General features: G+C 68.1%; 30 protein-coding genes. 18 read left to right on the top strand and 12 right to left on the bottom strand.

Annotated elements, in window-relative coordinates:
• Positions 1-52: 52 nt before the first annotated feature.
• The gene (locus CQ393_RS01820) at positions 53-847 is read right to left on the bottom strand and encodes a tRNA threonylcarbamoyladenosine dehydratase (RefSeq protein WP_153189928.1); all 795 of its coding nucleotides are present in this window, start codon (positions 845-847) and stop codon (positions 53-55) included.
• Between the two features lie 75 nt (positions 848-922).
• On the opposite strand from CQ393_RS01820, the gene CQ393_RS01815 reads away from it, so the two are divergent.
• Both CQ393_RS01815 and CQ393_RS01810 read left to right on the top strand, forming a co-directional pair.
• Positions 923-1,354 (top strand): cytochrome c, encoded by a 432-nt coding sequence (locus CQ393_RS01815; protein ID WP_153189927.1) that lies wholly within the window; start codon positions 923-925, stop codon positions 1,352-1,354.
• Positions 1,355-1,463: 109 nt separating this feature from the next.
• The gene (locus CQ393_RS01810; protein WP_153189926.1) at positions 1,464-1,943 is read left to right on the top strand and encodes a glycine zipper 2TM domain-containing protein; all 480 of its coding nucleotides are present in this window, start codon (positions 1,464-1,466) and stop codon (positions 1,941-1,943) included.
• A gap of 78 nt (positions 1,944-2,021) precedes the next feature.
• On the opposite strand, the gene CQ393_RS01805 is transcribed toward CQ393_RS01810, so the two are convergent.
• Positions 2,022-2,231 (bottom strand): cold-shock protein, encoded by a 210-nt coding sequence (locus tag CQ393_RS01805; protein ID WP_054665365.1) that lies wholly within the window; start codon positions 2,229-2,231, stop codon positions 2,022-2,024.
• Between the two features lie 232 nt (positions 2,232-2,463).
• Here CQ393_RS01805 and CQ393_RS01800 point away from each other — a divergent pair, with 232 nt between their 5' ends.
• The 4 genes from CQ393_RS01800 (at position 2,464) to CQ393_RS01785 (ending at position 5,844) form a co-directional block, all read left to right on the top strand.
• Positions 2,464-2,949, top strand: coding sequence for a DUF456 domain-containing protein (locus CQ393_RS01800; RefSeq protein WP_153189925.1), 486 nt, complete (start codon positions 2,464-2,466; stop codon positions 2,947-2,949).
• Between the two features lie 117 nt (positions 2,950-3,066).
• Entirely contained in the window at positions 3,067-4,206 is a 1,140-nt protein-coding gene (locus tag CQ393_RS01795) for a phospholipase A (RefSeq protein WP_153189924.1), read from the top strand.
• Positions 4,207-4,211: 5 nt separating this feature from the next.
• Entirely contained in the window at positions 4,212-4,559 is a 348-nt protein-coding gene (gene arsC, locus CQ393_RS01790; RefSeq protein WP_194269549.1) for an arsenate reductase (glutaredoxin), read from the top strand.
• Positions 4,560-4,734: 175 nt separating this feature from the next.
• Positions 4,735-5,844: a sterol desaturase family protein gene (locus CQ393_RS01785; protein ID WP_153189922.1), complete on the top strand. Its 1,110-nt coding sequence runs from the start codon at positions 4,735-4,737 to the stop codon at positions 5,842-5,844.
• A 55-nt stretch (positions 5,845-5,899) separates the two neighbouring features.
• Here CQ393_RS01785 and CQ393_RS01780 read toward each other — a convergent pair whose 3' ends face one another.
• The 3 genes from CQ393_RS01780 to CQ393_RS01770 form a co-directional block, all read right to left on the bottom strand.
• Positions 5,900-6,538, bottom strand: coding sequence for a glutathione S-transferase family protein (locus CQ393_RS01780; RefSeq protein WP_153189921.1), 639 nt, complete (start codon positions 6,536-6,538; stop codon positions 5,900-5,902).
• Positions 6,539-6,648: 110 nt separating this feature from the next.
• Positions 6,649-6,969: a hypothetical protein gene (locus CQ393_RS01775; RefSeq protein WP_153189920.1), complete on the bottom strand. Its 321-nt coding sequence runs from the start codon at positions 6,967-6,969 to the stop codon at positions 6,649-6,651.
• A gap of 72 nt (positions 6,970-7,041) precedes the next feature.
• Positions 7,042-8,559, bottom strand: coding sequence for a fumarate hydratase (locus tag CQ393_RS01770; protein ID WP_343199451.1), 1,518 nt, complete (start codon positions 8,557-8,559; stop codon positions 7,042-7,044).
• A 232-nt stretch (positions 8,560-8,791) separates the two neighbouring features.
• Here CQ393_RS01770 and sigJ point away from each other — a divergent pair, with 232 nt between their 5' ends.
• From sigJ to CQ393_RS01730, 8 genes are all read left to right on the top strand, one after another.
• On the top strand, positions 8,792-9,691 hold the full coding sequence (sigJ, locus tag CQ393_RS01765; protein ID WP_153189918.1) for an RNA polymerase sigma factor SigJ: 900 nt from the start codon (positions 8,792-8,794) through the stop codon (positions 9,689-9,691).
• Between the two features lie 36 nt (positions 9,692-9,727).
• Positions 9,728-10,177 (top strand): carboxymuconolactone decarboxylase family protein, encoded by a 450-nt coding sequence (locus CQ393_RS01760; RefSeq protein WP_153189917.1) that lies wholly within the window; start codon positions 9,728-9,730, stop codon positions 10,175-10,177.
• Positions 10,178-10,270: 93 nt separating this feature from the next.
• The gene (locus tag CQ393_RS01755) at positions 10,271-10,915 is read left to right on the top strand and encodes a trimeric intracellular cation channel family protein (protein ID WP_153189916.1); all 645 of its coding nucleotides are present in this window, start codon (positions 10,271-10,273) and stop codon (positions 10,913-10,915) included.
• A 61-nt stretch (positions 10,916-10,976) separates the two neighbouring features.
• Entirely contained in the window at positions 10,977-11,294 is a 318-nt protein-coding gene (locus CQ393_RS01750) for a BON domain-containing protein (protein ID WP_194269548.1), read from the top strand.
• Between the two features lie 49 nt (positions 11,295-11,343).
• Positions 11,344-13,215: an ABC transporter ATP-binding protein gene (locus CQ393_RS01745; RefSeq protein WP_153189914.1), complete on the top strand. Its 1,872-nt coding sequence runs from the start codon at positions 11,344-11,346 to the stop codon at positions 13,213-13,215.
• Between the two features lie 82 nt (positions 13,216-13,297).
• Positions 13,298-14,080, top strand: coding sequence for a ferredoxin--NADP reductase (locus CQ393_RS01740; RefSeq protein ID WP_153189913.1), 783 nt, complete (start codon positions 13,298-13,300; stop codon positions 14,078-14,080).
• Between the two features lie 75 nt (positions 14,081-14,155).
• On the top strand, positions 14,156-14,434 hold the full coding sequence (locus CQ393_RS01735) for a type II toxin-antitoxin system RelE/ParE family toxin (RefSeq protein ID WP_153189912.1): 279 nt from the start codon (positions 14,156-14,158) through the stop codon (positions 14,432-14,434).
• The gene (locus CQ393_RS01730; RefSeq protein WP_153189911.1) at positions 14,434-14,724 is read left to right on the top strand and encodes a HigA family addiction module antitoxin; all 291 of its coding nucleotides are present in this window, start codon (positions 14,434-14,436) and stop codon (positions 14,722-14,724) included. The genes CQ393_RS01735 and CQ393_RS01730 overlap by 1 nt, the downstream gene beginning before the upstream one ends.
• A gap of 1 nt (position 14,725) precedes the next feature.
• On the opposite strand, the gene CQ393_RS01725 is transcribed toward CQ393_RS01730, so the two are convergent.
• A complete protein-coding gene (locus tag CQ393_RS01725) occupies positions 14,726-15,184 on the bottom strand; it encodes a glutathione peroxidase (protein ID WP_153190080.1) in 459 nt (152 codons plus the stop codon).
• Between the two features lie 173 nt (positions 15,185-15,357).
• Between CQ393_RS01725 and CQ393_RS01720 the strand changes: the two genes are divergently transcribed.
• Entirely contained in the window at positions 15,358-17,526 is a 2,169-nt protein-coding gene (locus CQ393_RS01720; RefSeq protein WP_153189910.1) for a M3 family metallopeptidase, read from the top strand.
• A gap of 146 nt (positions 17,527-17,672) precedes the next feature.
• Here CQ393_RS01720 and cfa read toward each other — a convergent pair whose 3' ends face one another.
• The 3 genes from cfa to CQ393_RS01705 are packed head-to-tail and all read right to left on the bottom strand — an operon-like array spanning position 17,673 to position 19,988.
• Positions 17,673-18,788, bottom strand: a complete 1,116-nt coding sequence (gene cfa / locus CQ393_RS01715) for a cyclopropane fatty acyl phospholipid synthase (RefSeq protein WP_153189909.1) — start codon at positions 18,786-18,788, stop codon at positions 17,673-17,675.
• A 16-nt stretch (positions 18,789-18,804) separates the two neighbouring features.
• Positions 18,805-19,638, bottom strand: a complete 834-nt coding sequence (locus CQ393_RS01710; RefSeq protein ID WP_153189908.1) for a DUF3298 and DUF4163 domain-containing protein — start codon at positions 19,636-19,638, stop codon at positions 18,805-18,807.
• Positions 19,639-19,694: 56 nt separating this feature from the next.
• A complete protein-coding gene (locus CQ393_RS01705; RefSeq protein ID WP_153189907.1) occupies positions 19,695-19,988 on the bottom strand; it encodes a GNAT family N-acetyltransferase in 294 nt (97 codons plus the stop codon).
• Between the two features lie 203 nt (positions 19,989-20,191).
• Between CQ393_RS01705 and CQ393_RS17995 the strand changes: the two genes are divergently transcribed.
• Positions 20,192-20,359: a hypothetical protein gene (locus CQ393_RS17995; protein ID WP_194269547.1), complete on the top strand. Its 168-nt coding sequence runs from the start codon at positions 20,192-20,194 to the stop codon at positions 20,357-20,359.
• A 15-nt stretch (positions 20,360-20,374) separates the two neighbouring features.
• Here CQ393_RS17995 and CQ393_RS01700 read toward each other — a convergent pair whose 3' ends face one another.
• Both CQ393_RS01700 and CQ393_RS01695 read right to left on the bottom strand, forming a co-directional pair.
• Positions 20,375-20,995, bottom strand: a complete 621-nt coding sequence (locus CQ393_RS01700) for a rhomboid family intramembrane serine protease (RefSeq protein WP_153189906.1) — start codon at positions 20,993-20,995, stop codon at positions 20,375-20,377.
• A 2-nt stretch (positions 20,996-20,997) separates the two neighbouring features.
• Positions 20,998-22,593 (bottom strand): oligopeptide:H+ symporter, encoded by a 1,596-nt coding sequence (locus CQ393_RS01695; RefSeq protein ID WP_153189905.1) that lies wholly within the window; start codon positions 22,591-22,593, stop codon positions 20,998-21,000.
• 136 nt (positions 22,594-22,729) lie between these two features.
• Between CQ393_RS01695 and CQ393_RS01690 the strand changes: the two genes are divergently transcribed.
• Positions 22,730-23,542, top strand: a complete 813-nt coding sequence (locus CQ393_RS01690; protein WP_153189904.1) for an endonuclease/exonuclease/phosphatase family protein — start codon at positions 22,730-22,732, stop codon at positions 23,540-23,542.
• 45 nt (positions 23,543-23,587) lie between these two features.
• Complete coding sequence (locus CQ393_RS01685; protein WP_153189903.1) at positions 23,588-23,836, top strand: hypothetical protein; 249 nt, start codon at positions 23,588-23,590, stop codon at positions 23,834-23,836.
• Here the strand turns inward: CQ393_RS01685 and CQ393_RS01680 are convergent.
• Positions 23,815-24,426, bottom strand: coding sequence for a superoxide dismutase (locus CQ393_RS01680; protein ID WP_153189902.1), 612 nt, complete (start codon positions 24,424-24,426; stop codon positions 23,815-23,817). The genes CQ393_RS01685 and CQ393_RS01680 overlap by 22 nt on opposite strands.
• Positions 24,427-24,648 lie beyond the last annotated feature (222 nt).

The raw sequence follows: 24,648 nt of genomic DNA, 5'->3' as shown, positions 1-24,648 counted from the left end.
CGCCGTCGCAAAGCCGCTGTCGCGACTGAAGTCGCTCCTACGGGAGGGGCGATCAGCGTGCCTTCGGCTTGAGCAGCATCTCCAACGCCTTGCCGACCGCGGCGAAGGCGAACGCGCCGGTGATGTGTGTGGCCGCCCCCAAGCCGGCGCCGCAATCGAGCTTGAGCGCCGCGTCGGCGCCCAGGTTGGGCCGCAGCCCGCAGACGCTGCCATCGGCCTGCGGATACTTCACGTTCTCCAGCGAATACACCGCCGGCACGCCGAAGTAGCGCTGCGGATTCTTGGGGAAGTTGAACTCAGCGCGCAGCTTCTTGCGGATCAGCGCCAGCATCGCGTCGTGTTCGGTGCGCGAGACGTCGCGCACCCGTACCAGGGTCGGATCGGTGCGCCCGCCGGCCGCGCCCACGGTGATCAGGGGCAGCTTGCGGCGGCGGCACCAGGCGATGGTCTCGACCTTCACCCGGAAGCTGTCGCAGGCGTCGATGACCAGGTCGAAGCCGCGGTCCAACAGCTCGGCCATGTTGGTGCCGGTCAGGAACGCCTCCACCGCCTCGACCCCGACGTCGGGGTTGATCGCGCGGCAGCGCTCGGCCATGGCCACCGCCTTGTTGCGCCCGTACTGGCCCGCTATCGCCGGAAGCTGCCGGTTGGTGTTCGACACGCAGATGTCGTCCGCATCGATCAGGGTCAGGTGGCCGACCGCCGAGCGCACCAGCGCCTCGACCACCCACGACCCCACCCCGCCCATGCCCACCACCGCGACCCGGCAGGCGGACAGCCGCTCGATCGAGCCGGCGCCATACAACCGGTCGATGCCGGCGAAACGTTCGCGCAGTTGTTCTTTCATGCGCGCATTTTAACCGTGGCCGGAAACGCGCTGCGCGTCGTACCATCGCCGCATCCCACAAGCAGAGCCAGGGCCATGACCGAACCCAGCCGCACCCCGTCCAACGCATCCCGCTACCTGTTCGTGCTGATCGCCGGCCTGCTGATCGGCATCGTGGCCGCCGTCATGGCCATGCGCGCCATCCAGGCACGGCAGGACCCGTTCCCCGGCAGCCTGATGCACGTCATGGCGCGCCAGTCGCAGATGCTCAACGACAGCCGCAAGCAGAACCGCTGCACGGTCAACGACACTCTGCCGCGTCTGCAGACTCTGCGCGCCCTGTCCAACGACCTGGACCTGGCCTTCGCCGGCCTGCGCGACGATCCCCGCTTCCAGCAGCATGCCAGCCGTTTCCGCGCCACCTTGAACGACGCCCTGGCTGCGGCGCCGGCCGACTGCACCGCCCTGGCCGCGGTCACTGAACAGCTTGGAAACGACTGCAAGGCCTGCCACCAGGATTTCCGCTGAATCGACTTGCGTTTCACGCGCGGTTGGCCCGCCATTCACGCGTGAAAAGGGAGGATTCACCGTGCCGGGTATGGCCATACCCGCTATCCCTCTGGCAAGGAGAATCACCATGAAGATCCAGTTGATCGCTGCGGGCGCCATCGCCAGCCTGGCCCTGGCGGGCTGCGCCACCTCCCCCGGCTACAGCGGCGGTGGCTACAACAACGGCGGTTACAACAACGGCGGCTACAACAACGCCCGCTGCGCCGACTGCGGCATCGTCACCCGCATCGATACGGTGGCCTCGGGCCGCACCGCGCCCTCGGCGACGGGTGCGATCCTCGGCGGCATCGTCGGCGCAGTGGCCGGGCACGAGATCTCCAGCCACACCGGCGGCAGCAAGGGCAACCAGAACATCTCCGCCGCGGCCGGCGCCGCCGCCGGCGCGGTGGCAGGCAACAAGATCCAGCAGAATGTCACCGGCGATTCCTACGACATCCAGGTGCGCATGGACGATGGCCGCGTGATCGTGGTCAACCAGAAGGACCTCGGCGGCGTGCGCGAGAACACGTACGTGCGCGTGGTCAATGGCCGCGTGGTGCTGCGCTGACCGGTCGCACGTCCGGTCGCGGAATGGAAAAGGCCCGCTCGCGCGGGCCTTTTCTTTCCGCAACTGTGTGGGGCGGTCTCAGACCGGCTGCACGGCGTCAGCCTGCAGGCCCTTCTGACCCTGCACCACGGTGAAGGTGACCTTCTGGCCTTCCTTCAGGCTCTTGAAGCCCTGGGTCTGGATGGCGCGGAAGTGCACAAACACGTCTTCGCCATTTTCGCGGCTGATGAAGCCGAAGCCCTTGGCGTCGTTGAACCACTTGACAATGCCGGTTTCGCGATCGGACATCTCGACTGACTCCCTGTTGCTCTCTCGTTTGATGGATACGCCCCTGGAGGCGGCTGACTGCAAGGAGGAAGCGAGGTGTAACGATGCAGCAAATCATGCGATCTACCCATCAGGCCACGATTCACGGTGACCTTGCCAAGCTCAGCGGCTGAAACTTAACCCGGCCATAACCAAAAATCAATCGGGCCAAGACAATCTTGTCAACCCCTTTTGGACACCCTGCGCGACCTACATGGACTATTCATTCATACTTTATCTGCTAGCGGCCTTGCTGGTGATCGTCGGCATCGCCGGCGTGGTCCTACCCGCGCTCCCCGGAATCCCGCTGGTGTTCGCCGGCCTGCTGGTCGCGGCCTGGACGGACGGGTTCGCACGCGTCGGCTGGCTGCCGCTGGTGGTCCTGGGGGTGCTGACCGCGATCTCCATCGTGGTCGACGTGCTTTCCACCACCCTTGGCGCGCAGCGGCTGGGCGCCAGCCGGCTGGCGCTGGTCGGCTCGCTGGTGGGCACCGTGGCCGGGCTGTTCTTCATGCCCATCGGCCTGTTCGCCGGCCCCTTCGTGGGCGCGCTGCTCGGCGAGTACCTGCATGGCCGCCAGCTGGGCCGGGCAACGAAGGTGGGCATCGGCACCTGGCTGGGCATCGTGCTGGGGGTGGCGCTCAAGCTCGGCCTGGCGGTGGCGATGCTGGGCATTTTCGCCCTCGCCTGGTTCGTCTGAACCAGCGGCGGGCGGCCATGACTCCCGCTGCACACGGCAATGACCGACAATCCCGCCGGATGGACCCCGCCCTGGGTGCAGGGCGCCCTTCCCCCACGTCCGGATGACCGTCGCCGCATGCATACCTACCGCGCCCGCCCTGTCCTGCTGCTCGCCCTGTCGGGTTGCTCCGCCACCGCGCTGGCGCAGGAATCGATCGCCACGCCGGCCTCGCCACAGGCCTGTTTCGCCTTGGACTCCGATGCCGCCCGCCTGAGCTGCTACGACCGCGCGCTGGGCCGCGCGCCGGCCGATACCCGGGCGGCGGACGCCGCCGCCAGCGCCGCGCAGCAGACGCTCAAGGAAGCCAAGGCCAGCGCCAAGGAGCTGGACCAGCCGCTGCCGCGGCGCAACGAGCTTTTCGCCCACGACGACCTCGCGTCGGCGGTGGCCAACGCCGGCCGCGGCTCGATGCTGGACAGCCGCTGGGAACTGGCCAAGGATTCCAAGCTGGGCCTGTACCAGTTGCGCGCCTACAAGCCGGTCTACCTGCTGCCCGCGTTCTGGAGCAGCAAGCCGAACCGGATGCCGCATTCGCCCAATCCCGCCAATACCGCCACCGAAGCGGAGGAGCTGGACAACACCGAGCTGAAGTTCCAGCTCAGCTTCAAGACCAAGGTCGCCGAGAACCTGTTCGGCGACAACGGCGACGTCTGGGTCGGCTATACCCAGAGTTCGCACTGGCAGGCCTACAACAGCCAGATCTCGCGGCCGTTCCGCGAGACCAACTACGAACCGGAAGCCATGCTGGTCTTCCGCAACGGCTATTCGCTGTTCGGCTGGAACGGGCGCATAACCGGCATCAGCCTCAACCACCAGTCCAACGGCCGCAGCGATCCGCTGTCGCGCAGCTGGAACCGGGTGATCCTGAACGTCGGCCTGGACCGGGAGAACTGGGCGATCATGCTGCGGCCCTGGTACCGCATCCCCGAGAACGCCCGGGACGACAACAACCCGGACATCGAGGACTTCACCGGCCGCGGCGACGCCACCCTGGTCTACAACCGCAACGGACACGAGTTCTCGGTGACCGCGCGCCACTCGCTGCGCGGCGGCGAACGCTCGCACGGCTCGGTGCAGGTGGACTATGGTTTCCCGCTCAACCGGCTGCTGCGCGGGCACGTGCAGGTGTTCGACGGCTACGGCGAAAGCATGATCGACTACAACCACCGTGCCACCTATGTCGGCGTCGGCATCTCGCTGCTGGAATGGTTCTGACCGCGATGAAAGCGACGATCTGGCACAACAACCGCTGTTCCAATTCCCGCGGCGCGCTGGCCCTGCTGCAGGAGGCCGGCGCCGACATCGAGATCGTCGACTACCTCGCCGACCCGCCCGATCCGGCGACGCTGCGCCAGCTGCTGGACGAAATGGGCATTCCCGCGCGCGACCTGCTGCGCAGCAAGGAGGCCGTCTACGCCGAGCTGGGCCTGGCCGACCGGCTCGACGACGAGACCGCGCTGGTCCAGGCGATGGCGATGCATCCGGTGCTGATCAACCGGCCGATCGTGCGCACCGCCAAGGGCACCGCGCTGTGCCGCCCGCCGGAGACGGTGCGCACGCTGCTGTGAGCCCATCAGCAATGCCGTAGGAGCGGCTTCAGCCGCGAAGGGGCTCTACCGGGGATGCCGGGAAAGCCCCTTCGCGGCTGAAGCCGCTCCTACACACCGGGCGTGGCATGGCCGGGCTTGTCGCCGTTCCTTGCGCGCAGGCAGAATCCGGCCATCTTCGACAGGAAGTCCGCGCATGGCCCGACCGCACCGTTCCTTCTTCGCCTATGCCTCCGCGCTGCTGGGGGTGCTGAGCCTGATGGCGGTGGCCTGCTTCCACTTCCCCGAGCTGCTGACCAGCCGCGAGTTCCGCGCCGTCTACAACGAGCAGTTCGCCCGCCACCTGCTGCTGGTCGGGCTGTCCGCCGCCTTCATCCTCGGCACGCTGGCCATCCTGCGCGACCGCAACAAGCGCATCGCCGCCATCGGCGTCGGCAGCGCGACGCTGGCGGTGCTGCTGGGCGGCACCAACGTGCAGTTCGACGCCATCGGCCAGACGCCCTATTCGCTCGGGCTGGATTGGTTCGTGCTGTCGCTGTTTTTCTCGGCGCTGGTGTTCGTGCCGCTGGAACGCTATATGGGCAAGCGCGCGCTGTCGCCGCTGCGCCCCGGCTGGCGTACCGACGTGGCCTATTTCTTCATGAGCCACGTGCTGGTGCAGTTCATCCTGATCCTGGTCACCGCCTCCACCTCCACCATCGCCGGGCTGGCCGCGTTCCCGTCGCTGAAGGCGGCGATCCAGTCGCTGCCGGTGTGGGCGCAGTTCCTGATCGCGGTGTTCGTGGCCGACATGGCGCAGGCGCTGCTGCACCGCGCGTACCACAACGTCCCGTGGCTGTGGCGCTTCCATGCCGTGCACCACTCCAGCCGGCACATGGACTGGCTGGCGGGCTCGCGCATCCATTTCATCGAGATCGTCATGACCCGCAGCGCGGTGCTGCTGCCGCTACTGGTGCTGGGCTTCTCCACCCCGGCGGTGAACGCCTACGTGATCCTGGTCGGCCTGCAGGCGGTGCTGGCCCATGCCAACCTCGGCATCCGCTTCGGCTGGCTGGAATACCTGGTGGTGCTGCCGCGCTATCACCACTGGCACCACGCCCGGCAGAAGGAATACATCGACGTGAACTACGCCATCCACCTGCCGCTGGTGGACATGCTGATGGGCACGTTCAAGCTGCCGCGCGACCAGGCGCAGTGGCCGCAGGAATATGGCGTGATGAAGCTGGAGACGGTGCCCAAGGGCATCGTGCGGCAGCACGTGATGCCGTTCCAGGGCGGCCGCAAGTTCGACGACTACGTGGACTGACGCACCTGCGGGTAAGGGCCACCGCTTCTCCCCGAGGGAAGGCTGGCGCCGTACCTCAGGTCCAGTCGTCGATGCCCTCGCGGCGGTAGACCTCCGCCAGCGCGGGACGATCCTTCATCCGCCGCGCATGCGCGGCCAGCGCGGGCCAGGCATCGGTCGGGCACGGCATGTTGCGCGACCAGCGCATCAGCATGGCCAGCATGAAATCCACCGCCGAGACCTGCGCGCCCAGCATGTACGGCCCCTGCTCGTCCTGCAGGTGGTCGGCCACCTGTTGCCAGGCCGCCTCCAGCTGCACGCGGGCACGTTCCTTCACCGCGTCGACAGCCGCCTCGCCGGCCGGCTCATGCGGGTAGAACCACGCGCGGTAGGCCGGCATCAGCGTGTAGACGCAGAAGCACATCCAGCGGTAGTAGTCGCCACGCGCCGGAGTGCCGGCAGGCGGCGCGAACCCGGCCTGCGGATGCAAGTCGGCAAGGTGCATGGCGATGGCCGCCGATTCGGTGAGCACCTGGCCATCGATCAGCAGCGTCGGCACGCGCCCTGCCGGATTGATCGCGAGATAGCCGGGAGACTTCTGCTCGCGCCGCTCGAAATCTAGCTGGTGCAGTTCGTGTTCGATGCCCAGCTCGATCAGCAGCCAGTGCACGACCAGCGAGGCGGTGCTTTGCGATCCGTACAGGACGACAGACATGGGGCTCTCCCTCGCAGGCGGTGCCACATCTTAGCGCTGGAGCGGCTGCCGCATTGCCCGGCCGGACCGCGCCATGGGCCCGCGGCGGGCGTTCGCCCGGCGAAGGCGCCTCAGTTGCAGCTGGACATGCAGCTGTTCAACCTCTCGCCGCAGACCGCGGCCGCCGAGCGGTTCTGGCAGAACGCCTGCGAGGTCTGGCAGGCTCCGCGCAGCTCGGGGTTGGTGATCCTGTCGCACTGGTTGTTGCGGTTCGCCTCGCCGCAATCGCCATAGCTGCGCGGATTGGCGCTGCAGAGGTCATAGGCCTTCTGGCAATAGCTCACGCAGGCGGCGGGATCGTCGCGTGGCGCATCGCGCCAGCCCCCGGCGCCGGAGCATGCCGCCAGCAGCAGCGATACGCCGACCAGACCCGCCCACAGCCCTGTACGCATGTCCACAACCCCAAATGGGAACAGCCCGAGCATACGCCCGGGCTGCTTCGCTGCCACCCTGGCGGCGGCGTCTTATTCCACGACCACCGGAATCTTGCCGATGCGGGCCTGCCATTCGCGCGGGCCGGTCCTGTGCACCGACTCGCCGGTGGAATCCACCGCCACGGTCACCGGCATGTCCTGCACGGTGAACTCGTAGATCGCCTCCATGCCCAGGTCGGCGAAGCCGACCACCTTGGAGGCCTTGATCGCCTTGGACACCAGGTAGGCCGAGCCGCCCACCGCCATCAGGTAGGCCGACTTGTTGTCGCGGATGGCCTCGATCGCCGCCGGGCCGCGCTCGGCCTTGCCGACCATGCCCAGCAGGCCGGTCTGTTCCAGGATCTGGCGGGTGAACTTGTCCATGCGGGTGGCGGTGGTCGGGCCGGCCGGGCCCACCACCTCGTCGCGCACCGGATCGACCGGGCCCACGTAGTAGATGAAGCGACCCTTCAGGTCGACCGGCAGCGGCTCGCCCTTGTTGAGCATGTCGACCATGCGCTTGTGCGCGGCGTCGCGGCCGGTCAGCAGCTTGCCGTTGAGCAGCAGGGTCTGGCCCGGCTTCCAGCTGGCGACTTCTTCCGGGGTGATGGTGTCCAGGTCGACGCGGGTGCCCTTGGAGGCGTCGTAGGTGATCTGCGGCCAGTCCTCCAGCGACGGCGGGTCCAGCATCACCGGGCCGCTGCCATCCAGGGTGAAGTGCGCGTGGCGGGTAGCGGCGCAGTTGGGGATCATCGCCACCGGCAGGTTGGCGGCGTGGGTCGGGTAGTCCTTGACCTTGATGTCCAGCACCGTGGTCAAGCCGCCCAGGCCCTGCGCGCCGATGCCCAGCGCGTTGACCTTGTCGTACAGCTCCAGGCGCAGTTCCTCGGCGCGGTTGGAGGCGCCGCGGGCCTTGAGGTCGTTGATGTCGATCGGCTCCATCAGCGCTTCCTTGGCCAGCAGCATCGCCTTCTCGGCGGTGCCGCCGATGCCGATGCCGAGCATGCCCGGCGGGCACCAGCCGGCGCCCATGGTCGGCACAGTCTTGAGCACCCAGTCGACGATCGAGTCGGACGGGTTGAGCATGGCGAACTTGCTCTTGGCTTCCGAGCCGCCGCCCTTGGCGGCGACGATCACCTCGACGGTGTCGCCCGGCACCACCTTCACGTTGACCACGCCCGGGGTGTTGTCCTTCGTATTGGTGCGCTTGCCGGCCGGATCGGCCAGCACCGAGGCGCGCAGCTTGTTGTCCGGGTAGGCGTAGGCGCGGCGGATGCCCTCGTTGGCCATGTCCTCCACGCCCATGGTGGCGTCGTCCCAGCGCACGTTCATGCCGATCTCGAGGAACACGGTGACGATGCCGGTGTCCTGGCAGATCGGGCGATGGCCCTCGGCGCACATGCGCGAGTTGATCAGGATCTGCGCCATCGCTTCCTTCGCGGCCGGCGACTCCTCGCGCTCGTAGGCGGCGGCGAGGTTCTTGATGTAGTCGACCGGGTGGTAGTACGAGATGTACTGCAGCGCGTCGGCGATGGACTGGATGAGGTCTTCCTGCTTGATCGATGTCACGGCTTGCTCGAGGCTGGCGGGGGTTGAGCCGGGCATTTTACGCCCTGCCATCCATGGCGGGCGCCCTCTGCGGGCCATCGCTGCGCGATGTTGGAAACCGCTCCCGGCGGTTTCCTGTCCGCCCTGCCGTCCATGACCGCGCTGTAACGCATTGTCCGCGGCCGGCCTGCCGCTGGGGCAAAGTAACGGCTTCCCGTTGTCACGCCGGCACGCGCTGCCGCGTCCTCCCCGCATGGACATGACCGACACCTTCCAGCACCACCGCCCGCGCCTGCTGGCGCTGGCCTACCGCCTGCTCGGCAGCCGCGCCGACGCCGAGGACGTGGTCCAGGACGCCTGGCTGCGCTGGGCCGGCGCCGACACCGCGGCCATCGCCGATCCGGAGGCCTGGCTGGTCACCGCCACCACCCGGCTCGGGCTGGACCGGCTGCGCGCGGCCACCCGCCAGCGCCTGGACTACGTGGGGCCCTGGCTGCCGGAGCCGCTGCACATCGCCGCGGATCTTCCGCCTGTGCCGGACCCCGCGCAGGTCCATGTACTGGCCGAGGACATCTCGCTGGCCTTCCTGGCTCTGCTCGAACAGCTCGGCCCGGAGGAACGCGCCGCCTTCCTGCTCAAGGAGGCCTTCGACCACGACTACGCGCTCATCGCTGGCCTGCTCGGCCACAGCGAAGCCAACTGCCGCCAGCTGGTGCACCGCGCGCGCAGGCGCCTGCAAGAGGGAAGGCCGCGCTTTTCCGCCGATGCCGGCCAGCACCGGCGGCTGCTGGCCCGGTTCATGGAGGCATCACAGCAGGGCGACAGCGCAGCCATCCAGGCATTGCTGCACGCCAACGCGCAGCTGATTTCCGATGGCGGCGGCGTGGTCACCGCAGCGATCCGGCCGCTGCTAGGCGCCGAACGCATCGGCCTGCTGTTCTGGGCGATCGCGCGCCGCGGCGGCGCCCATCCGGCGCGGCTGGGCAGCGTCAACGGCGAACCGGCGATCCTGCGCTTCGATGGCGACCACCTGCATTCGGTCACCACCGTCGTGGTCGATGGCGACCGCATCGCGCGCATCTACAGCGTGCTCAATCCGCACAAGCTGCGCGCCCTTGTCACGGCCGACGACGCGGGCGCGTCCCTGCAATGAAGACGGCCGCTGCGGCCGCCAACTGGAGTATCCCCGATGAGCAGCACTTCTTCTCCCCGCGTCCCCTACACCCGCCTGGCCGCCGATGCGTTCAAGGGCTTGCTGGCGACCAGCCAGGCCGTGCATTCGGCGTCGCTGGAGCATGACCTGCTGGAGCTGGTGTTCCTGCGCGTCTCGCAGATCAACGGCTGCGGCTACTGCATGGACATGCATGCCACCTCGCTGCGCAAGGCCGGGATCGAACCGCGCAAGCTGGACACCTTGCCGGCTTGGCACGAAAGCCGCTTCTTCGACGAACGCGAGCGGGCCGCGCTGGGCTGGGCCGAAGCCCTGACCCGCCTGCCCGACGGCGCGCCACCGCAGGCCGCGTTCGACGCGCTGGCGCCGCATTTCGACGAGAAAGGCATCAGCGACCTGAGCATGGCTGTGGCGGTGATCAATGCCTGGAACCGCCTCGGCGCCGGCCTGCTGCCGCCGCTGCCCTGACCCGGCCAGCACCGCCTGCGACAAGGAGGAACGGCGCGGCCATCGGCCCGTTCCGATGGCCGCCGCCGGCGGCAGGCCGCACAATACGGCCGCATGGGAACCCTGGTACTGATCCTCGACCTCATCGGCACCTTCGTCTTCGCGCTGTCCGGCGCGACGATGGGCGTGCGCCGGCGGCTGGACATCTTCGGCGTGCTGGTGCTGTCCTTCGCTGCCGCGCTGGCCGGCGGCATCACCCGCGACCTGCTGATCGGCGCCACCCCGGTGGCGGCGATCGGCGACTGGCGCTATCCGGCCATCACCCTGCTGGCCGGCGTGGTCACCTTCTTCTGGGCGCCGCTGATCGAACGCCTGCAGTACCCGGTGCGCATGTTCGACGCGATGGGCCTGGCGCTGTTCGCCGTGGCCGGCACCCAGAAGGCGCTGGCCTTCGGCATCGCCCCGCCGATGGCCGCCGCGCTGGGCATGCTCACCGGCATCGGCGGCGGCATCGCCCGCGACGTGCTGCTGGCGCAGGTGCCGCTGGTGCTGCAGGCCGAGTTGTACGCGGTGGCGGCGCTGGCCGGTGCGGCGGTGGTGGCGCTCGGCCACTGGCTGGGGTTGCCCGCCCTGCCCTGCGCGCTGGCCGGTGCCGCGCTGTGCTTCGGGCTGCGCATGATGGCCATGCACTATGGCTGGCACCTGCCGGTGGCGCTGCAGTCCTCCGACCCGCCGCCGCCGGAAGGTCCGCGCCGCTGAGGTGACAAGGCGCTCACGGCGCCTGCGCCATGGTGGCACTTCCTTCCCGCAGGAGACGGCCATGGCCGCGGAACGTTCGGACACGCTGATCGGCGACGATGTGGTGCGCACACTGGGTGCGCAGGGCCGGTCCTCGCAGGTGCTGGTGCAGGTCCAGGACGGCCACGTCACCCTGTCCGGCGACGTGCCGGACGCGGAGACGAAGCAACAGGTGCAAGCGCAGGTGGCCGCCATCGAAGGCGTACGCGGCGTACGCAACCACCTCAACGTCGACGGCGGAGAGCGCTCGTTCGGCCCGCGCGGCCGTGCCGTGCGCGACAATCCCGAGGGCGAGGACGCGCCGCGGATGGGCGACATCGATCTGGACGGGAACGGCTGACCCCGCGCACACGCGGTAATCTGCCCCTGCCCCGCCGTCCGAGTCCCGCATGCCGCACGCGTCGTCCGCTCCCGCCTCCACCGCCGGCAAGCGTCCCAGCTTCCGCGAGCGCATGAACGCCATGCGCAACCTGCCGCCGTTCCTGCGGCAGATATGGCAGACCAGCCCCGCCCTGACCCTGACCAGCCTGTGCCTGCGCCTGGTGCGCGCGCTGCTGCCGGTGGCGATGCTGTACGTGGGCAAGCTGATCATCGACGAGGCCGTGCGCCTGGCCGGGGCCGGCGCCATGCCGCCGCTGGGCGAGGCGCTGGCCAGCGGCCACCTCGACATGCTGCTGGAACTGCTGGCGCTGGAACTGGGCATCGCCATCGGTTCGGACCTGCTGGGGCGGCTGGTCAATTACGCCGACACCCTGTTGTCCGAACTGTTCACCAACGCCACCAGCGTGCGCCTGATGGAGCACGCCGCCGAACTGGACTTGGAGGACTTCGAGGACCCGGAACTGCAGGACAAGCTCGACCGCGCCCGGCGCCAGACCATGGGCCGCATGAACCTGATGAGCCAGCTGCTCGGCCAGGCGCAGGACGTGGTCACCGTGATCAGTTTCGCCGCCGGCCTGGTCGCCTACGCGCCTTGGCTGATCGCGCTGCTGGCGGTGGCGCTGGTGCCGGCCTTCCTCGGCGAATCGCACTTCAACACGCTGGGCTACTCGCTCAACTACAGCTGGACCCCGGAACGGCGCCAGCTCGACTACCTGCGCCAGGTCGGCGCCAGCGTGGAGACCGCCAAGGAGGTGAAGATCTTCAACCTCCACCGTTTCCTGATCGACCGCTACAGGCTGCTGGCCGAACGCTTCTACCGCGCCAACCGCACGCTGGCGCGCAAGCGCGCCTTCTGGGGCACCCTGCTGGCGGCGCTGGGCACGCTGGGCTACTACGCCGCCTACGCCTACATCGCCTGGCGCACGATCCGCGGCGATTTCAGCATCGGCGACCTGACCTTCCTGTCCGGCAGCTTCCTGCGCCTGCGTCAATTGCTGGAAGGCCTGCTCACCGGCTTCTCCCAGGTCGCCGGGCAGGCGTTGTACCTGGACGACCTGTTCTCGTTCTTCGCCATCGAGCCGGAGATCCGCTCGCGTGCGGACGCGCTGCCGGTGCCACGGCCGATCCGCGAGGGCTTCGTGTTCGAGAACGTCGGCTTCCGCTATCCCGACGCCGAGCGCTGGGCCGTGCGCCATCTCGACTTCCGGTTGCGCGCCGGCGAGGTGATCGCCCTGGTCGGCGAGAACGGCGCCGGCAAGACCACCCTGGTCAAGCTGCTGGCGCGACTCTACGACCCCGACGAAGGCCGCATCCTGCTCGACGGCCGCGACCTGCGCGACTACGACCTGGACGACCTGCGCGCCAACATGGGCGTGATCTTCCAGGACTTCGTGCGCTACCACCTGTCGGCCGGCGAGAACATCGGCGTCGGCCTGGTCGAGGCGCTGGACGACGAGCCGCGCATCCGCGACGCCGCGCGCCGCGCGCTGGCCGACGAGGTGATCGAAAGCCTGCCCGGCGGCTACGCGCAGCTGATCGGGCGCCGCTTCAAGAGTGGCGTGGACCTGTCCGGCGGGCAATGGCAGAAGATCGCCATCGCCCGCGCCTACATGCGCGACGCGCAGGTGATGATCCTCGACGAGCCCACCGCCGCGCTGGACGCGCGCGCCGAGTTCGAGGTGTTCCAGCGCTTCAAGGAACTGTCCGACCAGCGCACCGCCGTGCTGATCTCGCACCGCTTCTCCTCGGTGCGCATGGCCGACCGCATCCTGGTACTGGCCGACGGCCGCATCGAGGCCAGCGGTACCCACGCCGAACTGATCGCCCAGGGCGGGCGCTACGCCGAGCTGTTCGAACTGCAGGCGGCCGGCTACCGCTGACGGCCATCCTAAAGATGAGATTCAATCTCATTTGGCAAATATCGGCTAGAATGCGCGGGTCGATCCCCACACGAACCGCCGCATGTCTTCCGCTTTTGGCACCGAAACGGTGCTCGAAGTCCGCCACTGGACGGACGCCTACTTCAGTTTCTCCACCACCCGCGACAATGGTTTCCGCTTCGAGAACGGCCAGTTCGTGATGATCGGGCTGGAAAACGAGGGCGCCCGCCCGTTGATGCGCGCCTATTCCATCGCCAGCGCCAACTGGGAAGAGCAGCTGCACTTCTTCAGCATCAAGGTGCAGGACGGTCCGCTCACTTCGCGCCTGCAGCACCTGAAGGTCGGCGATACGATCCTGATCGGCAAGAAGCCCACCGGCACCCTGCTGATCAGCGACCTGCATCCGGGCAAGCATCTCTACCTGCTTGGCACCGGCACCGGCCTGGCGCCGTGGCTGAGCATCGTCAAGGACCCGGAGACCTACGAGCGTTTCGAGAAGGTCATCGTCTGCCACGGCGTGCGCTTCGAGCAGGACCTGGCCTACCGCGACTATTTCGAGAAAGGCCTGTTCGAGGACGAGATCCTCGGCGACATCGTCCGCGACAAGCTGCTGTACTACCCGGCCGTCACCCGCGAACCGTTCCGCAACCACGGCCGCCTGACCACGCTGATGGAAACCGGACAGATGCCGGAGACCCTCGGCCTGCCACCGTTCGACCCGGCCAACGACCGTTTCATGATCTGCGGCAGCCCGCAGATGCTGGCCGACCTGCGCGCCGTGCTGGACGCGCGCGGTTTCGAGGTATCCCCGCGCATCGGCTCGCCGGGGCATTACGTGTTCGAGCGCGCCTTCGTCGAAAAATAGGCCTGCAGGGGATTCATCCATTGAATCCCTGTCGCCAGCATGTTGCGCAATGCGCAACATGCTATGCTCGGCCGCATGATCAAATCGTTCCGGCACAAGGGACTGCGCCGTCTGTTCGAGACAGGGAACACCGCAGGCGTGCAGGCCAGCCACGGAAAGCGTCTGCGCCTCCAGTTGATCGCACTCGATACCGCACAGACCATCGAGGACATGGACGTCCCCGGGTTCCGCCTGCACTCGCTGAAAGGTGGAACGAAAGGGCGCTGGTCCATTGCCGTCAACGGCAACTGGCGCATCACCTTCGAGTTCAAGGACGGCAATGCCTATGTGCTGGACCATGAGGACTGCCACTGATGAACATGCACAATCCCCCGCATCCCGGTGAGTTCATCACCGGCGTCTACCTTGAACCCAACGACATCAGCGGCCGCGAATTGGCCGAGAAGCTGGGGGTCGCGGCCTCCACGCTCAGCCGCGTGCTCAACGGCAGCAGCCGGATCAGCCCGGAAATGGCGCTGCGCCTGTCCAAGGCCTTGGGCCGCAGCCCGGAAAGCTGGCTGGCGATGCAGGATGCCCACGATCTGTGGGTGGCCCGCCAACATGTCGACCTGAAGAACGTCCGTCGGCTGGAACTGGTGGCCTGACTCAGCCCAGCGCCGCCCGGATGTCGTCTTCCAGCGATTCCGGGCGCGCGGTCGGCGCGTAGCGGGCGATCACCCGGCCGTCGCGGCCGACCAGGAACTTGCTGAAATTCCACTTGATCGCGGCGATGCCCAGCGCGCCGCGCTTCTCGCGCTGCAGCCAGCGCCACAGCGGATGCGCGTCGGCGCCGTTGACCCGCAGCTTGGCCGACATCGGGAAACTGACGCCGTAATCCAGCCGGCAGAACGCCTGGATCGCCGCCTCCTCGCCCGGCTCCTGGTGGCCGAACTGGTCGCAGGGGCAGCCGATCACCACCAGGCCGCGCGCCGCGTACTGGCGCCACAGCCGCTCCAGCCCGGCGTACTGCGCGGTGAAGCCGCAGCGCGAGGCGGTGTTCACCACCAGCAGCACCTTGCCGGCATGGGCGGCCAGCGGCAGCGGCGTGCCGTCCAGCGCGGTCAGCTCGAAATCGGTGGCGACGGTCACGGCGGGCTCCAGGCGGGAACCCCAGCGTACGCCATCGCCGGCAAGGGTTTGCAACAGCTGGCGTGACGCCGCAACCCTGCCATTCGACACACCCGCCCGCCGCCGCCCCCGGGTTACCCTGCCGGTTCAGTATTTCCGGAGTTTCCGACTTGAACACCCGCCTTGCTCTCGCCCTCGCCGTGTCCCTGGGCGTCGCCCTGCCGGCCTACAGCCTGACCGCGAACGCCGCCGCCGGCCAAGCCGCCCAGCAGGCCAATCCGTTCTTCGCCGAGAGTCCGCTGCCGCTGCACTACCCGCAGTTCGACAGGATCAAGGACGCCGATTTCGCGCCGGCCTTCGACGCCGGCATGGCGCAGCAGCTCAAGGAAGTGGAGGCTATCGCCAACAACCCGGCGGCCCCGACCTTCGACAACACCCTGATCGCGCTGGAGAACAGCGGCGCCATCCTCGACCGCGCCACCACCGTGTTCTTCTCGCTGATCGGCGCGGACACCAACGACGCGCGCAAGAAGCTGCAGGCCGAGTACTCGGCGAAGTTCGCCGCGCACAGCGACGCCATCAACCTCAACGGCAAGCTGTTCTCGCGCATCCAGACGCTCTACAACAACCGCGCCAAGCTGGGCCTGGACGCCGAGGGCCTGCGCCTGGTCGAGAAGTACCACGACAACTTCGTGCGCGCCGGCGCCAAGCTGTCCGACGCGGACAAGGCCAAGCTCAAGGAAATGAACGCCGAGCTGGCCAACCTGGGCACCAAGTTCAGCCAGAACGTGCTGGCCGAGGTCAATGCGTCGTACATCGTAGTCGACGACGCCAAGCAGCTGGACGGCCTGTCGGCCGAGCAGATCGCCGCCGCTGCCGAGGCCGCCAAGGCCCGCAAGCTGGACGGCAAGTACGTCATCGCCCTGCTCAACACCACCGGCCAGCCGGCGCTGACCAATCTGACCAACCGCGAGCTGCGCCAGAAGATCTACGAAGCCTCGGTGTCGCGCGGCAGCAAGGGCGGCGAGTACGACAACACCGCGCTGGTCTCGCGCATCATGACCCTGCGCGCGCAGAAGGCCGCGCTGATGGGCTTCCCGAACTACGCCGCCTATGGCCTGGGCAACCAGACCGCCAAGACTCCCGAAGCGGTCAACGCCATGCTCGGCCAGCTGGCCCCGGCCGCCGTCGCCAACGCCAAGCGCGAAGCCGCCGACCTGCAGGCGATGATCGACGCCGAGCAGAAGGCCGCCGGCAAGCCCGGCTTCGAACTGCAGCCGTGGGACTGGGCCTTCTACAGCGAGAAGGTGCGCCAGGCCAAGTACAACTTCGACGAATCGCAGCTCAAGCCCTACTTCGAACTGAAGAACGTGCTGGAGAACGGCGTGTTCTTCGCCGCCGGCAAGGAGTTCGGCCTGAGCTTCAAGCAGCGCACCGACCTGCCGGTGTACCACGACGACGTGGTCGTGTACGACGTGTTCGACGCCGACGGCAGCCAGCTGGCGATCTTCATCTTCGACCCGTACGCGCGCGAGTCAAAGCGCGGTGGCGCGTGGATGAACGCCTATGTGTCGCAGTCGGGCCTGACCGGCGACAAGCCGGTGGTGGCCAACCACCTCAACATCCCCAAGCCGCCGGCCGGCAAGCCGACGCTGCTGACCTGGGACGAGGTGACCACCACCTTCCACGAGTTCGGCCACGCCCTGCACGGCATGTTCTCCAACGTGAAGTACCCGTATTTCTCGGGCACCGCCGTGCCGCGCGACTTCGTCGAGTTCCCGTCGCAGGTGAACGAGATGTGGGCCGACGAGCCGAGCATCCTGGCCAACTACGCCAAGCACTACCAGAACGGTTCGGCGATGCCGCAGGCGCTGCTGGACAAGGTGATCGCCGCGTCCAAGTTCAACCAGGGCTTCGCCACCACCGAATACCTCGGCGCGGCGATGCTGGACCAGAGCTGGCACCAGATCGGCGTCGACCAGGTCCCGGCCCCGCAGGACGTGGTCAAATTCGAGCATGAAGCGCTGGTCAAGGACGGCATCTACTATGCGCCGGTGCCGCCGCGCTACCGCACCACCTACTTCAGCCACATCATGGGCGGCTACTCGGCCGGCTACTACGCCTACATCTGGTCCGAAGTGCTCGACGCCAACACCCAGAAGTGGTTCCGCGACCACGGCGGCCTGTCGCGCGCCAACGGCGACCACTTCCGCAAGACCCTGCTGTCGCGCGGCGGCAGCGTCGATGCGATGGAGCTGTTCCGCAACTTCGCCGGCCACGATCCGCAGATCGAGCCGCTGCTGGAGAAGCGTGGCCTGACCGGCGCCGAAGGCAAGTAAGCCTCCGCTTCGCCGCGAGCATGAAGCCGCCCGGTTGCCCGGGCGGCTTTTTTATTGCCGCGATCCATGGCGGGAAAACCAAACCACCGGGAACATTGCGCAGGCGATGCCTCAGCCGCGGCCAGCGCCCTCCCGCGTCCTGCGACCTATCGCGGCGCGATATACCCGCCCGGCACGCCGCGCGGGGACAGCACCAGTTGCCACAGCTGCGCGTGGCGGGTGCGGAAGCTCGCCATCGAGCCGGCCAGGTAGAAACGCCACATGCGCCGGAAGCGCTCGTCGTAGCGCGGGTCGAGCCGGTCCCAGGCCGCTTCCACGTTGGCCCGCCACGCCTGCAGGGTGCGGTCGTAGTCGGTGCCGAAGTTGTGCCAGTCCTCCAGCACGAACAGGCCTTCCATCGCCGCGGTGATCTGCGCGGCCGATGGCAGCATCGAGTTGGGGAAGATGTAGCGGGCGATCCACGGATCGGTGCGGTCGCGGCTGACATTGCCGCCGATGCTGTGCAGCAGGAACAGCCCGTCCTCGCGCAGGCAGCGCCGCGCCACCTCGAAGTAGCTGCGGTAGTTCTTGACGCCGACATGCTCGAACATGCCCACCGACAGGATCGCGTCGAACGGCTCGTCCAGTTCGTGGTAATCCTGCAGGCGGATCTGCACCGGCAAGCCCGCGCACAACCCGCGCGCGAATTCGGCCTGTTCCTGCGAGATGGTCGCGCCCACGCCTTCCACGCCATGACGCTGCGCCGCGTACTTCAGCGCCTCGCCCCAGCCGCAGCCGATGTCCAGCACGCGCATGCCCGGGCGCAGGCGGAGCTTGCGGCAGATCAGGTCGAGCTTGGCTTCCTGCGCATCGTCGAGGTTGCCGGCGTGGCGCCAGTAACCGCAGCTGTAGACCAGCCGCTTGCCGAGCATCGCCCGGTACAGGTCGTTGCCGAGGTCGTAGTGGCGCTTGCCGACTTCATAGCTGCCCTGCCCGGCCTGCAGGTTGAACAGTCTGGCCTTGAGCGCGTCCCAGACTTCGCCGCCGCCGTGCACGCGCTCGTCCAGCCGCGCCGCCAGCAGGTGGGTGAGGAAGGTATCGAGCGAATGCGCCCGCCACCAGCCGTCCATGTAGCTCTCGCCCAGGCCGAGCGAGCCTTCGGCCAGCACCCGCGCGTGGAAGCGCGGATCGAGGATGTCGATGTCCTGCGGCCGTCCCCCGCCGGGGGTGACGTCCGCCTCGTGCAGCAGTGCCTCGACGCGTCGTTGCAGCCCTGCCTCCATCGCTGGCCTCCACGGTTCAGGGGTGTGCGAACAGCTCCCGGTAGTCGGCCGCCACGTGCGGCAGCAGCACGGCCGCCGGCACCTCCACGGTCTGCGTGCCGTCCGAATACGGACCCACCTGGTACGGCGGGAATACGAAGCGCAGCGCGGCGATGCGGCCGGCGGCATCCATCACCGGCTGGAACTGGGCGAAATTGGCCGCTTCCGGCGCGGTGCCCTCGTCGATCATCTTGGACAGGTTGCGCACCTGCGCCTGCTGCTCCTCGGGCGTCATGTCCTCGCCCTGCGCGCGCGCCATCGCCTGCGCCAGCAGCGTGTCGCTGGTGTAGTCGCTGACCGCCTGCCAGCCCTTGGGCGAATCGATCAGCGCCTGCGCGGTGAGCAGCTGCTCCTTCTCCGGCAACCAGACGAAGCGCGCCACCAGCGGCTGGCCGTGGGCGCCGCCGGTATAGCTGCTGCCCTCTGCCGAAACCGCCACGACCTTGGGCGTGTCTACTTCCATGTCGAAGGCCAGCGACAGTTCGTACGGCGCGGTCGGCGTGTCGTTGCCGAGCTCGTCCACCGCCTTGAGCAGTTCGGCCTTGGCATGGCCGGCATAGTCGGACAGGGCCTGGGCAAGGCCGGGATACTTGTTGACCGCAGGCGGATAGCTGATGCCCAGCACGTAGCGCGCATTGGTCTGGATCACGTCCTGCAACTCCACCGCCGCGGGCGCGCCGTCCACCGGCGTCTCCACGGCCGGCGCCTGGTCGGTGGCCGCCACCGGCGCCTGCGCATCGTCCTTCCTGCATCCTGCCAGCGCCAGCGCGACCAATGCCGCCGCGCAGGCTCCCTGTCCCAACCTGTTCATGTCCTTTCCTTTTCGATGGATCGCGCGGTTCCGCCCGGAACCGCCTCCGGCGCGGATTATCCCAGCAGGTCCGCGTATTCTCCATGGCGCTGCATGAAGGCCGCCGCGTAGCTGCACTCGGGCAGCACCTTGATGCCGGCCCGGCGCGCATGCGCCAGCGCGGCGCGGGTCAGCTGCGCGGCGATGCCGCGCCCGCCGATCGCCTCGGGCACGCCGGTGTGGGTGATGGCCATCGCGCCGTCGCGCAGCAGGTAGTCGAGCACGGCCTGGTGGCCATCGACGGCGAGCGAGAAACGATGCGCGGCCGGATCGTGTGCGACATCCGGAAGCGCGGGATCGGTGCGGGTCATGCGGCGGTTCCCCCTGGCTGGACGCGCCCATTGTGCCGCGGGCGCGTGCGGGCGTGACGTGAAAGGCGCAAGGTCGTCGCCGCCGGACGTCACTTTGCGACACGATTGGCCGGCATCGCATCGCCTGTCCCCCGCTGTCTCAGGGACAGCGGCAGCTGGCATGCGCCTTGCTCCAGCGCCGGACGCTTCTACTCCCCCGCCCCATGTCCGCTCCCTTCGACGCCCTGCGCCCGCGCCCCGCCGACGACCACGACGCGATCCTGCTGGAAGGCCTGTTCCAGCTCGCCATCGCCGGCGACACCGCCAGCTGGGAATTCCAGAAGATCGAAGAGGAAATCCATGCGCGGCTGCTGCAGGCCTATCCGGCCTGACAGCAGCCACCGCGGTCAGCGGCCGAAGCGCGGGTTCATCAGCTGCTCCAGGAACACCTGCAGCACCTGCGGCTCCATGAACAACATGAACATCACGCCGAACGCGGCGCCGGCCAGGTGCGCGCTGTGGTTGACGTTGTCGCCGCCGCGCCTGTCCATCCAGATGCTGTAGCCGATATAGAACACGCCGTAGAGGATGGCCGGGGCCGGGATGAAGAATACGAAGATCAGCGACCACGGCGAGATCAGGATGAAGGCGAACAGCACCGCCGACACCGCCCCGGACGCGCCCAGGCTCAGGTAGTTGGGGTTCTTCTGGTTCTTCAGGTAGCTGGGCAGGATCGAGACCACCAGCGCCGACAGGTAGAACAGCGGGTAGGTCCACCAGTTGCCGGTCACCCGCAGCATGATCTGCTCGATCAGCCGCCCGAAGAAGAACAGCGTGACCATGTTGAACAGCAGGTGGGCGAAATCGGCATGGATGAAGCCATAGGTCACCAGCCGGTCGTACTGGCGGTGGCGATCCACGGCCGGCGGCCACAGGACCAGCCGGTCGGCCAGCTTGCGGTTGCTGAAGGCCAGCCACGAGACCAGGCCGGTGACGGCGATCAACAGCAGGGTTATCGGTCCTTGCATGCTCAGGCTGCCCGGTAGTTGTCGACCATCCTGTAGCGGCGCGCGTACAGGCCGAACGCCAGCGCCGCCACGAAGGCGAAACCGGCGAAGAAGAACATCAGGAACGCCGCCTCGCTCAGCCCGGTGCCGGCGATGCGTTCGGTCACCACCGGGTTGCGCACCGCCGCGTTGGACAGCAGCACCCACAGGTTGCCGATGGTGGTGGTCAGGTTCCAGAAACTCATCACCACGCCCTTCATCGAGGCCGGCGCCTGGCTGTAGGCGAACTCCAGGCCGGTGGCCGACACCAGCACCTCGCCGAAGGTCAGCAGCGCATACGGCAGGATCTGCCAGAAGATGGACATGGCGTTGCCGCCGTCCATCACCACCTGCAGGCCGCCCACCACCACCCAGGCCACGCCGCTGAAGGCGATGCCGGCGGTCATGCGCCGCAGCGCGGTCGGCTCGAAACCGAAGCGGCGCAGCGCCGGGTACAGCACCAGGTTGTTGAAGGGGATCAGGATCATCACCAGCAGCGGGTTGACCGCCTGCATCTGCGAGGCGGTGAACCAGGTCGGCATCGCCATCTGCTGGCCCTGCAGCACCCAGGTCGAGGCCTTCTGGTCGAACAGCGAGAAGAACGGCGTGGTCAGGGCGAAGATCACCAGCACCTTGAGCACCGAGCGCACGCCTTCCACCGCGACGTCCGGATGCGCGCCGCGGGCGCGTTCGAGCTGCAGCATGGTGCCGCCGCCGATGCCGGCCAGCAGCGCCACCAGCGCCAGGCACAGGTAGATCACCACGCCCAGCCCGCCTTCGCGCAGGCCGGCCAGGGTCATCGCCGCCAGCGCCAGCGCCCACAACGCCAGCGCGGTGCCGGCCAGCGCCACCAGCAGGCCGGCGTTGCCCTGCCCCGGCGCCCGCGCCAGCAGCGCGGTGCGCACCACGTTGGCGAACGAATGCGGGTCCTTCGGCGGCAGCGGCACCAGCACGTAGCGCCGGCGCCCCAGCCAGAACACGAAGGTGGCCACGAACATCAGGATGCCCGGGATGCCGAAGGCCCACTGCGGGCCCAGGTTCTTCAGCGCCAGCGGGATCAGCAGCGAGGCGAACAGCGAGCCGAAGTTGATGATCCAGTAGAAGGCGTCGAACACGATCTTGGCCAGGTGCTTGTTCGACTGGTCGAACTGGTCGCCCATGAACGAGGCCACCAGCGGCTTGATGCCGCCGGCGCCCAGCGCGATCAGGCCCAGGCCGAGGAAGAAGCCCTGCCGGCTGTCCTCGAACAGCGCCAGGCACAGGTGGCCCAGGCAGTAGATCAGGCTGAACCAGAGGATGGTGTGGTACTTGCCGAAGAAGCGGTCGGCCAGCCAGCCGCCGAGCAGCGGGAAGAAGTACACGCCGATCATGAAGCTGTGCATGATGTCCTTGGCCTCGCCGGCGCGGCCGCTGGCGGTGACCTCCTGCAGCAGCAGCGAGGTGATCAGGAACTGCACCAGGATGTTGCGCATCCCGTAGAAGCTGAAGCGCTCGCAGGCTTCGTTGCCGATGATGTAGGGAATCTGGCGGGGCATCCCGCCCTTGCCGGCGGGCACTGCTGCCACGTCGTTGCTCGTCATCTGTAAGGCGATCCTGCAGGTGCAAAGGTGGCAAGCGTAACGCAAGCGGCCGCCCCCGCGCCCGCCGCCGGCGCCTGCACGGCTCCTCGACAGGGCCGCACGCTAGCATGGCCGCCTGTCCGTACGGGTTGTCGCGATGAAGCACTGGGGCTGTCTGGCGCTGCTTGCCATGTCGTTCGCCGCGGTCGCCACGCCCGCCACGCCGGTGCTGCGCATCGCCAGCCTGCACCTGCCCCAGGACGGCGCGCAGTGGAAGCAGCAGCGCGAACGCATCCTGGCCCTGCTGGCAGACCTGCATCCGGACGTGATCGTGGTGCAGGACGTGCAGCGCTCGCCCGACACCCCCGATACCGCGTGCTGGCTGGCCAGCCGGCTCAGGTACAGCTGCGAGTTCATCACCGCCGACCCGCCCAGCCACCCCTTACGCCGCGGCAGCGTCGTGCTGGCCGGCCTGGACGTGCTGGAGGACGGGATCACCCTGCTGCACGGCCAGGGCCAGCTGACCGCCGCCGGCATGCAGCGCGCGCGGCTGGACCGCCAGGCGGTCAACATCTACATCGCGCGGATCGTCGCCGACGGCGGCGACGGCGTGCGCGCACAGCAGGCCGCGGACCTGCTCGCCTGGATCGGCGCCACCGACGACGACCAGCCCTCGCTCGTGGTGGGCGAGTTCGCCGCCTCCACCGACGAACTGGTCAGGCAGCTGCCCGGTTTCCAGCCGGCGCGGCGGAATCCTTCCCCGCGGCGTTCGCTGGGGACCGGCACCAGCGGCGGCAACCTGCGCCGGCACGGGCTGGACGTGCTCTACCAGGTGCGCCGTTTCGCCGACGTCGCCCAGCAGGCCGTGGAGCTGGCCCCGGACGCGGCGGATTCGACGCCGCTCACGCTGGGCGTGATGACGACGCTGCGGCTGATCGGCGGCCCCACCACGGATCAACCGGCTCCCTGACACGACGACGCCAGGCGTTTCCGCCTCCGCCGGCACGGGCTGGACGTGCTCTACCAGGTGCGCCGTTTTGCCGACGTCGCCCGGCAGGCCGTGGAGCTGGCCAGGGGCGCGGCGGATACGACGTCGCCGCTGGTGCTGGGCGTGATGACGACGCTGCGGCTGATCGGCGGCCCACTGCGGATCAACCGGTTCCCTGACACGACGACGCCGGGCGTTTCCGCCCGGCGTCATATCCAAACGCAGCGCCTGCCGCCTGGCAGGCGCTCGCGGCATCAGGCCACGGCGGCCTGGTAGCGGCGCTCGACCTCATTCCAGTCGACCACGTTGAAGAAGGCGCCGATGTATTCCGGACGGCGGTTCTGGTACTTCAGGTAGTAGGCGTGCTCCCACACGTCCAGCGCCAGCACCGGGGTGTTGCCGTCCATCAGCGGGCTGTCCTGGTTGGCGGAGCTTTCCACCACCACCTTCTTGTCGGGGGTCACGCTCAGCCACGCCCAGCCCGAGCCGAAGCGGGTCAGCGCGGCCTTGGTGAAGGCGTCCTTGAACGCATCGAAGCCGCCCAGGTCGCGGTCGATGGCCTTGGCCACCTCGCCGACCGGCGCACCGCCGCCGTTGGGCGACATCACCGTCCAGAACAGCGAGTGGTTGGCGTGGCCGCCGCCGTTGTTGCGCACCGGGCCCTGCAGGTTCTCCGGCAGCGACTTGGTCTTGCGCACCAGGTCGTCGATGGGCAGGTCGGCGTACTCGGTGCCTTCCAGCGCGGCGTTGACGTTGTTGATGTAGGTCTGGTGGTGCTTGGTGTGATGGATTTCCATCGTGGCCGCGTCGATGTGCGGTTCGAGTGCGTCGTATGCGTAGGGCAGCTTGGGCAGGGTGTAGGCCATGAGCAATCTCCTTGGGGTTTTATGCCTGAATTCGTTGTCCGGCGCTTGCCGGATGATGCACCGGCAATGGTAGGCAGGAACGGGCAACTTACCAAGGCCGATGTAAAGGAAACTTCGTCCTGCCGTGAGTACAAACGGCGTTGATGCCGGCAAACGCCGGGGTGTCCGCCCGGCCGCGCGTGCGGGCAACCGCCTGGAGCGGTTTCCGGCATCGCACGCCGA

The organism is Stenotrophomonas sp. MYb238 (assembly GCF_009496535.1).
Lineage (GTDB): Bacteria > Pseudomonadota > Gammaproteobacteria > Xanthomonadales > Xanthomonadaceae > Stenotrophomonas.
The sequence above is the reverse complement of the archived record's forward strand: the minus strand, read 5'-3'. Positions and strand labels throughout refer to the sequence as shown.